9 protein-coding genes are annotated in these 12603 nt (G+C 40.9%); 3 read left to right on the forward strand and 6 right to left on the reverse strand.

Going from position 1 to position 12603, the window contains the following annotated elements; genetic code table 11:
- Positions 1 to 84: 84 nt before the first annotated feature.
- On the reverse strand, positions 85 to 366 hold the full coding sequence (locus KFZ58_RS15265) for a hypothetical protein (protein WP_235792148.1): 282 nt from the start codon (positions 364 to 366) through the stop codon (positions 85 to 87).
- Between the two features lie 1270 nt (positions 367 to 1636).
- On the opposite strand from KFZ58_RS15265, the gene KFZ58_RS15270 reads away from it, so the two are divergent.
- Positions 1637 to 3040: an alanine/glycine:cation symporter family protein gene (locus tag KFZ58_RS15270; RefSeq protein WP_235792149.1), complete on the forward strand. Its 1404-nt coding sequence runs from the start codon at positions 1637 to 1639 to the stop codon at positions 3038 to 3040.
- Positions 3041 to 3386: 346 nt separating this feature from the next.
- Here the strand turns inward: KFZ58_RS15270 and KFZ58_RS15275 are convergent, their stop codons facing one another.
- From KFZ58_RS15275 to betB, 3 genes are all read right to left on the reverse strand, one after another.
- Positions 3387 to 4580, reverse strand: a complete 1194-nt coding sequence (locus KFZ58_RS15275) for a hypothetical protein (protein ID WP_235792150.1) — start codon at positions 4578 to 4580, stop codon at positions 3387 to 3389.
- A gap of 225 nt (positions 4581 to 4805) precedes the next feature.
- Positions 4806 to 6488 carry a choline dehydrogenase gene (gene betA, locus KFZ58_RS15280; RefSeq protein ID WP_235792151.1) on the reverse strand — a complete coding sequence of 561 codons (1683 nt, stop codon included), beginning with the start codon at positions 6486 to 6488 and terminating at the stop codon, positions 4806 to 4808.
- A 94-nt stretch (positions 6489 to 6582) separates the two neighbouring features.
- A complete protein-coding gene (gene betB / locus KFZ58_RS15285) occupies positions 6583 to 8040 on the reverse strand; it encodes a betaine-aldehyde dehydrogenase (protein ID WP_370642507.1) in 1458 nt (485 codons plus the stop codon).
- A gap of 215 nt (positions 8041 to 8255) precedes the next feature.
- Between betB and cudC the strand changes: the two genes are divergently transcribed.
- Positions 8256 to 8828: a choline uptake/conversion transcriptional regulator CudC gene (cudC, locus tag KFZ58_RS15290; RefSeq protein WP_235792153.1), complete on the forward strand. Its 573-nt coding sequence runs from the start codon at positions 8256 to 8258 to the stop codon at positions 8826 to 8828.
- 276 nt (positions 8829 to 9104) lie between these two features.
- Positions 9105 to 10007, forward strand: a complete 903-nt coding sequence (locus KFZ58_RS15295; RefSeq protein ID WP_235792154.1) for a glycine betaine ABC transporter substrate-binding protein — start codon at positions 9105 to 9107, stop codon at positions 10005 to 10007.
- 252 nt (positions 10008 to 10259) lie between these two features.
- Here KFZ58_RS15295 and mqo read toward each other — a convergent pair whose 3' ends face one another.
- Positions 10260 to 11759 (reverse strand): malate dehydrogenase (quinone), encoded by a 1500-nt coding sequence (mqo, locus tag KFZ58_RS15300; protein ID WP_235792155.1) that lies wholly within the window; start codon positions 11757 to 11759, stop codon positions 10260 to 10262.
- A gap of 97 nt (positions 11760 to 11856) precedes the next feature.
- On the reverse strand, positions 11857 to 12570 hold the full coding sequence (locus KFZ58_RS15305; RefSeq protein ID WP_235792156.1) for a FadR/GntR family transcriptional regulator: 714 nt from the start codon (positions 12568 to 12570) through the stop codon (positions 11857 to 11859).
- Positions 12571 to 12603 lie beyond the last annotated feature (33 nt).

A 12603-nucleotide genomic window follows, 5' to 3' on the forward strand; every position in this document is an offset into this window, starting at 1 on the left:
CATGACCCTTTCCCTCATAACCATGCATGATTCCCTATCTTTTAACAAGTAAATCATAAGTTTATTGTATCATGTTATAATCGATTATAGCAGAATAAAACAAAAATTATATAGCTGACCGCACTTCCTGCCTCCCGCATCATACAGCGTAACTTCTGACTCAGCCACTTTCATCCCCGAATAGAAAAAAGCTCCATTCCGATAATAATTGCCATCATCAATCTGCGTTTTCTGTTCCTGCATATAACCCACTGCATTTTCCTGCTGTTTATTCTGCTTACGCATCAGATCGATCCTGCAATTACGAATCGTATATTTAAAGTATGCGCATTGGCCCTTTATCCAGCTGATATTTCTTATAGACATTCTGACTAACCCTCTGTGTATAACTCCTGATGCGGATCTCTAATGTTCAATTTGTAGATATGGTAGTGAAACCTTCTTTCATTCTGCATGAAAATTTCCTCGAATATTGCGTTGTCTTTTTCCATTTATAAAATCTCCCTCGTCTAAAAAGCAGCGTTTAATAGAATATCTCTTTTAATTACTATCGTATCGAAAGTTGATTTGGTGGCATGCAAAGTGAAATAAATTTCATGCTGCCTTCTGAGAGTTTATTAACATTAAAAATATGGTTATATATTAGAGCCAAATGTTTGTTTTTTCCTTAAATATTTGGAGAGATTGCCCCCTTTTTCTTATCTTTTTGCGATTATAGGGGTAAGGAAGACTGTTTAAACACAATCGCATTATAGCTCAAGCATTGCAGGCAGGAAAGTCATCTCCTTTCCAATTGTCTATACGTAACCAATACACTTGGCATTTACTGGCAAACCTTTTTACTATAACGCAAATAAGCTTAATTTGCCGATTATTTTCGCTAATTAAAGGTTTATTCTGTTGCAAAGCAAACAATACTCGCTATTTATTCCATTATCTCTTCAAAACTGACCAGTTGTGCATTTGATATTTTGGTTGGCCTTTTCTATAATCTTTACATAGTTCTTCTTTTCATAACTGAACTGTCGTCTCCTCTCCCCGTGCTACCGCATAAAAAGTATCAATTGCCATTTAGTAATCCCATTACTGCGTATCACAACTATTTTTATAGAAGGAGAGTTTTATAGATATAAACAATGCAGATTCAAAGAAAAAATGGATGAAGAAGTGATCAATCGCATCGGTATCATGGAAAGTCCATCTTATGATCATGGTCTGCTTTAAAATCTTCAAACTAAATTGGTGCTGCGACGGTCGGTATTAATTGTATTTTGGGGGCTGATATTGGGCGTTTATTAATCATATAAAACTATAGGACTATAAAAATAGTGAAAGATAAATTAAAACCTATTGTTCGATTAGTTCCGGGATTTGCGTACTTCATTCAAAATTAGATTAAAAATGCTAATATTAGGCATTTCATAATCATTTTTGACAAACTATTATGGATAATATAAAGTGAAAAAGACACATAACCTAAATATTCTGACAGTATTATAAAAAAGATGCCTCAGTTATAAAAGGAACTTTAACCATTTGGCAAAAGCCACTGAACTATTAATTGCGAAAAAGTTAGAATCTTTGAAAGCTATTAGCCTAGTATTCGTATATCAACAATTATTTTAGGGGGAACGAAATGAGTAGTTTATTAGATCTTGTTGTAGATCTGTCGGATTGGATCTGGGGTACACCGATGATTATTTTTTTATTGATAAGCGGCATATTCTTGACCATTCGACTTGGTTTTTTCCAGTTTAGATACGCATATTATATTTTCACTCAAACAATTGGGCGCTTGTTTAAGAAGACAGATAATAAAAGTAAAGGAACTATATCACCTTTCCAGGCACTTACAACAGCTTTAGCTTGCACCATCGGAGCTGGAAATATTGTCGGTGTACCTGTAGCTATCATGTTTGGTGGCCCAGGCGCTATCTTTTGGATGTGGGTCATAAGTTTATTGGCTGGTGCAATTAAATTCTCTGAAGTCGTTTTAGCCGTACAGTACAGGGAAAAAAACGAAGCAGGAGAATTTGTTGGGGGACCAGTTTATTACATGACAAAGGGACTTAACATGAAGTGGCTTGGCATGTGGTTTGCTATTGCTCTCATGGTTGAAGTTGCTATCAGTATTATGGTGCAAGGTAATTCATTAGCGTCATCTATGCAAGAAACCTTTAATGTCAATCCAGTAGTCACAGGTATTATAGCAATGGCACTTGTTGGTATTGTTATAATCGGGGGAATAAAGCGAATCGCAAACTTTACTGAAAAATTTGTTCCGTTCATGATCTTTTTATATTTAGGTGCGGCTTTTTTAATTGTTATTATGAATTTTAATATGATTGGAGAAGTTCTTGGACTGATCTTTGGTTATGCTTTTCAACCAATGGCCGCTGTAGGTGGATTTGGTGGGGCAGCTATTGCACAAGCAATTAGACATGGGTTTGCACGTGGCGTATACTCTAACGAAGCCGGGGTTGGAACCGCTCCAATAGCTCATGCGGCTGCAACAACTGATCATCCAGTTAGACAAGGTATATGGGCAGTTACGGAAGTTGTTATCGATACGGTAGTTGTATGTAGTGCAACAGCATTTGTTATACTATCAACCGGCGTATGGCAAAACAGTGGAGCTAGTAGTGATCCAGAAGCACTCACTACGGTAGCTTTTGCTTATGGTTTAGGTGATGCAGGTGGATACATCGTTACAATAGCACTAGCCTTTTTTGTAATATCTACGGTTATCGTTCTATCTTACTATGGTGAAAAACAAGCAGAATTCCTGTTTGGTTTAAATGGTGCCAGGGTAGTTAAAGTGGTATATGTTTTAGCTGTTCTCGTTGGAGCTTTAGGCGGTGCGCAAACAGTATGGAGTTTGCTCGACATTAGTTTGGCGGCCATGGCCATTCCTAATATTATTGCTTTGTTATTACTAAGTAAAGAAGTTGTCAGATTGAAGAATGAATTCTTTACATCACCAGAATTTTATTTAAAAGATATTGGTAGAGCAACAAATTCTGCTAAAAAAACGTCGTAAAATAGAAATCAAATGGCCTTACGATCGCCATCCTATTATTGTTGGTAAATGGGCAACAGAATGGTCGAAAACTGGTGAAAGCTTAATTTTACAAGGACATATTGATGTAGTTAGTCCAGAGCCATTGCACTTTGTAGGATTATGATCCATGGAGTTCGACGATTTTAGAAATTTGCCTATTAACTGTCGAACTCGGGCAAAAATCTTCCATATTCGAATAAGCTAAACCCCATCTGATCCGTTTTCAGATGGGGCTTGTCGTTTGAATGACTTTTTAATAGATAATCAGCATCTACAGTTGGCCTCGTAGTAAACTGACTAATCGTATATAAGAGGGATCTACCCTTTACAAGAACTCAACAAGCACGCCTGCTAAGACAACCGAAACAATGGTTACGGTGACGAATCCACCGACTAACATTGGTGGCAACATATGGCTGGTCAGGACGTCCTTTTCTTCCTCATTATCAGATAAAGAATTGATTACTTCATTGGTAATAATATAGTCAGCCGGGAATCCGTACAAGGCTGTTAACGATACGGCAAATGCCAGTTCCTTACTAACTTTTAATATTTTTCCGATAATAAAGGAAAAAATATACATACCAGCTACACCAAGTACAATACTTCCGATGAGAATAAAAGTGATATCCATCATCATGCTTGGTGTTGCATTTTTTAGTCCATCAAGAATATACAACATCAGCCCAAGCATAGCTAGACCGAAACCATTCGCCTTTTGTAATACTTGTTTTTCTAAAAAACCAACATTTGTTGCAACAACCCCAAATACCAAACAGAGTACAAGTGGACTGATGGACACAACAGGTTCCAAGAGCGTTGATACAAGGTAAGCTAAATAACTAACAACTGCCAACCGGAAGAATTTAAAGTAACTAGTATTATATTTTTTCGGTAAATTTTTAAAAAGCTTTAACTCTGTTTCTTCCGGATCTATTGTTTCTGTAGTTGCTGCCATTTCCTTCCTAGCTAAATTCCCCTTGCGATATAGCCCAAGAAGTCGCTTCCCTTCTTTCTTTAACATAAACGATGTTAACGGATAGCCTGCAAAACCTTGCATTACGTATACAACAATAGCAAATACGGACAAGCTCACAAGCCCTGCATCCGCTGCACCTTCTGACATAATTAGTGCGGAGACCAACCCGCCAACCAATGGCGGAATTGCTACAATGACCGTTTCAATTCCAAACAGTAGTGTTCCAATACTTAATAGAATTACAATAGCACCTAATATTCCAGAAAGTGCAATAAGGACCGTTTTCCATTGCTGTTTCAATTCATCTAAAGACAGCAATGTTCCCATATTCGTTATTAATAAATACATCAACATTGTCGCTACAACGGGTGGTATGCCTGCAATGGAAACGATCTCTGTGGGGAAGAAAGTCCAATAACCCAATAAAAATAGAATCGCCGCAATAAAAATGGATGGTACCCAAGCTTTCGTCCTAACAGCAATAAAATCTCCTACAAATAGAATAAAAACAATAATAACTAATGCTAGCATTTGTGACATATGATCCCCCACCATTTCTCTAAATTAATAGAATCTATTATACCAACTACGCTTTTTAATTGAAAGAACATTTTCGTTATATTGAAATTAAATGTGACGTTATTTGTTGGGGTATTCTTTCAATTTGAAAAGAGAGGACGATCTACAAGATCGCCCTCTCCTCATAGTGGGGCCTTACTCACACCATCCATTGCATATTCCCCTACTCTTCTCTGTGGTATGAATTCAGGCATGTACGGTTTCTTCCTTAGACTTGTCTTTTTCATGACGGTAAAAGTCCACTTTTTCAGGTGCAAGGGCTTCACGTCCAAGTATTAAATCGGCGGCTTTTTCCGCTAACATCAGCACCGGTGCGTGGATATTGCCGTTCGTAATGTACGGCATCGCAGACGCATCGACTACGCGTAGATTATCAACGCCATGAACCTTCATGGTGTCTGGATCAACAACGGACATGGGATCCGAATCTGGTCCCATTTTTGCTGTACAGCATGGATGAAGCGCTGTTTCCGCATCGCGTTTTACCCAATCCAGTATCTCTTCATCCGTTTCCACAGAAGGACCTGGGGAGATTTCTCCGGCGTTATAAGCCGACAGCGATGGTTTCGAAATGATCTCTCTTGTTCGACGTACAGCCTCTACCCATTCCCGGCGGTCTTGCTCGGTTGATAGATAGTTAAATACCATGCTTGGATGTTCCGCTGGATTTTTAGAGCGTATTTTAAGCGAGCCGCGAGCGTCGGAATACATAGGACCTACATGCACTTGGAATCCGTGCGCTGTTTTAGCCCTTTTCCCATCATACCGTACGGCTAACGGCAGGAAGTGATACATTATGTTCGGGTAATCCACATCATCATTCGACCGAATAAATCCGCCACCTTCAAAATGGCTGCTGGCAGCAGGGCCTTTCCGTCCAAGTATCCACTGTAAGCCAATCCAAGGCATTTTTAGCTTGTTTAAGCTAGGCTGCTCAGAAATAGGAAGTGGACAGGAATGTTGAATATAGGCCTCGAGATGGTCTTGCAAATTTTCTCCGACTCCCGGAAGATCCACTACAGGGTCGATTCCTACTGAACGGAGGTGTTCTGCGTCACCAATACCGGAAAGCTGAAGCAATTGCGGGGTATTAATCGCCCCTCCTGCAAGAATGACTTCCCCTGCAGATACAACATGTTCTTTCTTATGCCGTCTGAAGGTGATACCAGTCGCCTTTTTGCCAGACATGTTTACGCCGGTGACAAACGCCTGCGTCAGAACAGTCAGGTTTTCCCGTTTCATGGCCGGACGCAAATAGGCACGGGAAGCGGATACGCGCCTCCCATTATAGATATGCCTGTCGAAAGGTCCGAACCCTTCTTGCTGATAACTGTTGACATCCGACGTTCTTGGATAGCCAGCTTGTTCCGCAGCTTCAAAAAAAGCACCGAATAATGGATTCACAGCTGGTCCGCGGGTTAATGTAATCGGTCCGTCATGACCACGAAGATCATCATTTGGAGAGTCCACCGCATTTTCCAGGCGTTTGAAGTACGGCAGACAATGCGCAAAGTCCCAATTTTCCATCCCTGGATCCGCCCCCCAACGTTCATAATCCATTGGGTTGCCACGTTGATAGATCATACCATTAATCGAGCTCGAACCGCCCAGCACCTTCCCTCTGGCGTGAGCGACACGGCGCCCATCCATATACGGTTCAGGGTCTGTTTTATAAATCCAGTCATACAAGGGGTTCCCTGATGGAAACATCAAGGCGGCTGGCATCTGGATAAACAGATCCCATGGATAATCACTTCGTCCGGCTTCTAAAACAAGAACACTTTTTGAACCATCCGCACTCAATCGGTTTCCCAGAATAGATCCCGCACTGCCACTTCCCACAATGATATAGTCGTAAGATTGATTCATTTTTATTTGCCTCCTTCAACATTACTTATCAGCATTAAGTAAAAAACTGCTGAATAATCATCCGTTATTATTGGATGTACGTGCTATACCTTATTTAGCCAAACCAATTCATTGGTTCCGGCTTGAGATTTTGATAAATATGTTTCGTTTCGGTGTATTCCTCCAAACCCGCTTTACCGAGTTCGCGGCCGATACCAGACTGTTTATAACCGCCCCACGGTGCCTGTGGGAAATAAAAATTCACCTCATTAATCCAAACCGTACCCATTCGCATTTTCCTCACGCAGCGTTCAGCTTTGGCAATGTCATTGGTGAAAACACCACCAGAGAGGCCGTAAATGGAGTCATTCGCCAGTTTTACCGCTTCATCTTCACTGGAAAACGTTTCGACGGTGATGACCGGGCCAAATCCTTCTGCTTGCACCACATCCATATCGGTAGTGCAGTTGGTCAATACAGTCGGCAGATAGAAAAATCCGTCTTTCAATTCTGGATCATCAGGGCGCTCACCGCCTACAGCGACGGTTGCCCCTTCTTTTCGGCCTGTTTCCACGTAACGGGTCACTTTGTTTAAATGTTCCGCTGAGATTAAAGGTCCCATTTGGGTTGTTGCATCAAATCCGCTTCCAAGCTTAATCTTGCGGACGCGCTCCACCAGTTCTGTTACGAACGCATCATGAATGCTTTCTTCCACAATCAGCCGTGTACCTGCTGAACAGACTTGGCCAGCATGAAAGAAAACGGCATTCATTGCCTGATCGACAGCGGTCTCGAAATCGGCGTCCGTGAATACAATATTGGGATTTTTGCCACCGAGTTCGAGGGCGATGTTTTTCATATTAGAACTGGCAGCCTGCATAATACGTTTGCCTGTTTCAATACCGCCTGTAAACGAAATCAGATCAACATCCTGATTAGCAGAAAGTTCAGCACCTACCGTATTTCCCGGACCGAGCACTAAATTGACAACACCGCGGGGAACACCTGCCTCTTCCATTAATTCGAATACTTTAACCGTTGAAAGCGGCGTAATTTCACTCGGTTTCATGATGAGCGTATTCCCGGCAACAAGCGCTGGAGCTAATTTCCATGACGCCTGCAGGAGCGGATAGTTCCATGGTGTAATTTGACCGCAGACACCAACAGGCTCACGAACAACCCTGCTTGTGGCATTGGCAATCGGCGGATCCAGCGTCTCACCACCATCTTTATCCGCTAATTCCGCGTAATAACGGAAAACAGCTGTAATATCATCCATATCGCCACGGCTTTCTTCCAGCGTTTTCCCCGTGTCAAGCGATTCGAGCTCCGCTAATTCCGCTTTGTCCCGCTGGATTAAATCAGCGATTGCATGAACGATTTTGCCCCGATCGGCTGCAGGTGTCAGCGGCCATGGTCCATGGTCAAATGCATGACGTGCTGCATCTATAGCTTCTTGCATATCTTCTACCTGTCCTTCGGCTGCTTTGGCAATGACAGCTTGATTATAGGGATTGATGATGTCTCGGGTCTGTCCGCTCCGGGCCTCAACCCATTCTCCATTGATAAACATTTTACTTCTATGCAATGGTCATTTCTCCTTTATGTTTATTATGTTAAATACGTTTTAAATAAACTTAACAAAATTAATTTAGCATGCTTTTTAAAATTTGTAAACCCATTGACATTATCGCCTTATACGTTATAGTACAACTATATATTAAGTTTATATGAAACGTATTTAATTTTTTAAAATAAAATAATTATTGAAGAAAGTAGGTTATCCATATGGAACACAATCCTGAATCGAATCAGGCGTCTGCCGCGGAAAAAATTAACCAGGCCGAAGACAAGATGATCAATACCATTGCCGAAACCATGGATCTTTATGGGGTGACACCCTCAGTCGGGCGTTTATATGCTACATTATATTTCCAGCATGAACCGATGACCCTGGATGGAATGAAAGATAAACTCGGGATGAGCAAACCAAGTATGAGTACCTCCGTACGGAAACTCCAAGACATCGACATTGTTCAGAAAGTATGGCAAAAAGGCACAAGGAAGGATTTTTTTGTTGCCGAGAAGGATTATTTTCAATACTTTAAGAAATTTTTCTGCAAAAAATGGGAACGTGAAACCAACATGTTTCTCGGCAGCATTGATTACGCACAAAAACAGTTGGCTGAAGTTTTGGACCAACCTGAGATTGAGGAGCATCTGCAACAAAAAGCACAATTAGATTACGATCAATTGGAAGAAGCCAGAAAATATTATCATTGGCTGCAGCGACTAATCCGATCCATTGAGTCAAATGAAATCTATGACTACCTTCCCAAAGAAAAACCAGAAGACATATAAAAGCTCCCTCATCCTAACTTTTTATCATGGTCAAGCCCCGGTACAAATCATGCTTGGATCGCATTTCTATCTGTCCATAAAATGATTTCGAGGGGCTTGACATATAATTTGCTTTTGTTAGGATACAACTATGTTAATTTTGTTAAATATATTCTAAACAAAGTTAACATAGGAGGTGAGATTTATGACGTACGGATGACACAAACAGGGTTATCGGCAGCATGATGTTACCGCAGATGGATAATTCTATTACATTTAGAAGGGTGAATACATACGATGAACTTTTATAAAAAAGGTACTTTTATTCTATTACTAAGTTTGATCATGTTACTGGCAGCATGCAGTAATTCTGGTGAATCAAGCGATGCTAACGCAGACGGAAATAATGCAGATACGGACAATGACGATCCCATCACCATTGGACAGATTAATTGGCCGGAAAATATTGCAGTGACGAACATGTGGAAAGTTATCCTGGAAGATGAGGGTTATGATGTCGAATTAACCCTTGCTGATATGGGAGTGCAGATGGCTTCTATTGCTGATGGCAGCCTGGATGTTTCGCCAGAAGTTTGGTTACCCGTACAAGACAAATCGTATTATGAAGAATATAAAGACCAAGCTAACTTTGCAGAGGAACCTTGGTACGATAACGGTGTTGTTGGATTAGCAGTTCCGGAGTATATGGATGACATCAATAGCATTGAAGATTTGAATGAGAACAAAGATAAATTTAACGGCGAGATTATAGGGTTTGAACCCGGAGCAGGAACAATGGAAGTCACACATGATGTGATCGATGACTATGATCTTGATTTAGAACTAGTCGAGAGTAGTGAAGCAGCCATGATTCAATCCATCCGCCATGCAGTGGACAACGAAGAACCAATTGTGGCCCCATTATGGCAACCGCACTTTATATTTGCCGAAGTCGATATGAAGTTTCTAGAAGATCCACAAAAAACATATGGAGAAACGGAAGAAATATTTATGGCCACCCGTGAAGGATTTGAATCCGACTATGAAGATGTCTATAAATGGATGACCAACTGGGAATTAACGGATGAAGAACTAGGAGACTTAATGGTTTACGTACAGGAAGACACAGAAAACCCCATTGAAGGTGCAAAAAAATGGGTGGAAGAGAATCAGGACGTCATTAACGAGTGGAAGGAATAACGAGCACCTGTCAGGAGACAGTGATCGTCTGCCCTTTCTCCTCTCTTTCATGATGAAGCAGACAGATAACCTTTTTTGGGAATCTGTTTGCTAAATAATTGCAGCAAAATGGGAAAAAATTAGCCCCTTCTATTCACGATAGAGGGGGCTTTTATATGAATACACGAGGCCGGGACAAAACACTTTTGATGAAAGGAAAACTCTATCAGCGCTACTACTTCTAGCAAAGCATAGACGCCTTAATTTGATAAATCAAGATTTAACATTGTTATCTTCCAGAGCAAGGTAATGTGAACTAGATTTCTGTACCTCTTCCAGTAGCTGGGTATTTTCTGCCAAGGACTCATCAAAAGAAGGTATCATTTCTTTTATTTTCGGCTTCCATGTTTCCATATATTCTGGGAAATTCCCACGTAAGACGTCTAACATAATAGACACAGAAGTAGAAGCACCCGGCGATTCACCTAATAATGCCACGATAGAATTATCCCCAGATTGAATAATTTCAGTGCCAAATTGGATATATCCTCGGCCTGAATGATCCGTGTCTTTAATTATCTGGACACGCTTTCCAGCAACTACAAGATCCCAATCTTTGTCACTAGCTTCGGGGATAAATTCTCGTAACTCTTGCATCCGATCCTTTTTTTGCATTAGCATCTGTTGAATGGAATATTTGACCAAAGGGATATTCTTCATACCCGCAGCCATCATCGTTAACACGTTATTTGGATTAATGGAATTTAAAAAGTCTAAATTAGAACCATTCTTCAAAAACTTAGGTCCTATCGCAGCAAACGGTCCAAATAATAGGCTGTCCTTACCCCCATGATATCGTCTATCAAGGTGTGGCACTGTCATCGGTGGCGTGCCAGGCGGCTCTTTTCCATACACTTTCGCTTCATGTTGTTTGACTACTTCTGGATTGCTACAAACCAAAAATGCACCACTGATTGGAAAGCCACCAATCTGTTTGCTTTCAGGAATCTTTGTTTTTTGTAATAGTGGAATTGCGTTTCCACCAGCTCCAATAAAGACAAAATCTGCTATATGAGATTCAAGCGTATTGTCTTTAAAATTACGAACGCTTACTTCCCATTTACCGTCATGTAGACGATGAAATTCAGTAACAGTTGAATTGTAATGGATTTCTATATTATCGCACTTTTCTAAATTATTCGCTAGTTTCCGAGTAAGCTCACCAAAATTGACATCGGTTCCCGAATCCACTTTTGTTCCTGCAATAGGAGCTTCTGACGTGCGTCCCTCCGTCACTAAGGGAATCCACTTTTCTAATTCCCCGGGGGAATCCGAAAATTCCATTTCCTTAAACATTGGAAGATGGGATAAAGCTTCAAATCGCCTGCGTAAAAAATCGACGTTCTCTTCCCCCTGGACAAAACTTATATGAGGTAATGGACGGATGAATTCTTGAGGGTTTTGAATTCCCTCACTCTTTACTAAATAAGACCAAAATTGCTTAGAAACTTCGAATTGCTCATTTATCTCTACTGCTTTACTAGTATCAATCGAGCCGTCTTCTTTTTCAACTGTATAATTTAACTCACATAACGCTGCATGTCCAGTTCCAGCATTATTCCATTCATTTGTGCTTTCCTTGCCTGCACCGTCCAGCTTTTCAAACAGTTTAATATTCCAATTTGGTTCTAATTTTTGTAAAAATGTTCCTAAGGTAGTACTCATAATACCAGCACCTATGAGAATAACATCCTTTTTTTTCTTCTCATTCATTGTCTTGCTCCTTTCTGTGTTTTCATCATCTCTTAACTATTTGGCCCCTTTGAATGCCAACGTATTGCCCCGGTGTCATACTGTCCCATCCTCACTTCTATTGTTGTTCTAGATGTTTAAACAGTCGGCTCTCCACAACAGCCAGATGATCATACATATACTTCTCCGCCTGGTCAGACTGGCCAGCCTTAATAGCTTCATAGATTAATTGATGTTCCGTAAAGAGTTTATCCGATCTTCCCTCGGAATACAGTAATAAACGACGTGTTTCCCGAATTGTCTCTGCCATGATTTCCGATACACTTCCCATCAGATAAATCAACATCTGATTATGGGTGGACTTGGCAATCGCCAGGTGGAAATCAAGATCAGCCTTTTCTGCTAATTCTTCATTTCCTTTCGTATCTTTCATCTCTATCAGCGACTTTTCAATCTCGAGCAAATCTTCCTCCTGGTGATTCCAAGCAGCAAGGCCAGCTGTTCCCACTTCAAGTATTTTACGAACCTGGTAAAGTTCCTTCACATCTTCCAGCTTCATTAGAAAGGCGGAGGTTACCGGCAACGTGAATTTTGAGGGATCAAATTCTTTCACATATGTGCCCTCTCCCTGCCGCATTTCCACAAGTCCCATGGTCCGAAGTCCACTGAGCGCCTCCCTAATTGCCGAACGGCCGACATCGAAGTTCTTCGCCAGCTGTTCCACGGACTCCAGCTTGTCCCCTGGACCTAAGTTTCCGGCCTTAATCATATCAATCAAAGAATCGGCAACTTCTTCATAAATTTTTTTCGTTCGGATATGTTTATAGTCCATGCTTTTCATCTCCTCGTCATTAGAACCCATTTT

The sequence above is a fragment of the Virgibacillus sp. NKC19-16 genome (genome assembly GCF_021560035.1).
GTDB lineage: Bacteria > Bacillota > Bacilli > Bacillales > Amphibacillaceae > Virgibacillus_L > Virgibacillus_L salidurans.

Excerpts from the sequence above, each read along its gene's own strand:
- KFZ58_RS15265 (WP_235792148.1), bottom strand. The coding sequence starts at position 366 with ATGTCTATAAGAAATATCAGCTGGATAAAGGGCCAATGCGCATACTTT.
- KFZ58_RS15270 (WP_235792149.1), top strand. The coding sequence starts at position 1,637 with ATGAGTAGTTTATTAGATCTTGTTGTAGATCTGTCGGATTGGATCTGG.
- KFZ58_RS15275 (WP_235792150.1), bottom strand. The coding sequence starts at position 4,580 with ATGTCACAAATGCTAGCATTAGTTATTATTGTTTTTATTCTATTTGTA.
- betA (WP_235792151.1), bottom strand. The coding sequence starts at position 6,488 with ATGAATCAATCTTACGACTATATCATTGTGGGAAGTGGCAGTGCGGGA.
- betB (WP_370642507.1), bottom strand. The coding sequence starts at position 8,040 with ATGTTTATCAATGGAGAATGGGTTGAGGCCCGGAGCGGACAGACCCGA.
- cudC (WP_235792153.1), top strand. The coding sequence starts at position 8,256 with ATGGAACACAATCCTGAATCGAATCAGGCGTCTGCCGCGGAAAAAATT.
- KFZ58_RS15295 (WP_235792154.1), top strand. The coding sequence starts at position 9,105 with ATGAACTTTTATAAAAAAGGTACTTTTATTCTATTACTAAGTTTGATC.
- mqo (WP_235792155.1), bottom strand. The coding sequence starts at position 11,759 with ATGAATGAGAAGAAAAAAAAGGATGTTATTCTCATAGGTGCTGGTATT.
- KFZ58_RS15305 (WP_235792156.1), bottom strand. The coding sequence starts at position 12,570 with ATGGACTATAAACATATCCGAACGAAAAAAATTTATGAAGAAGTTGCC.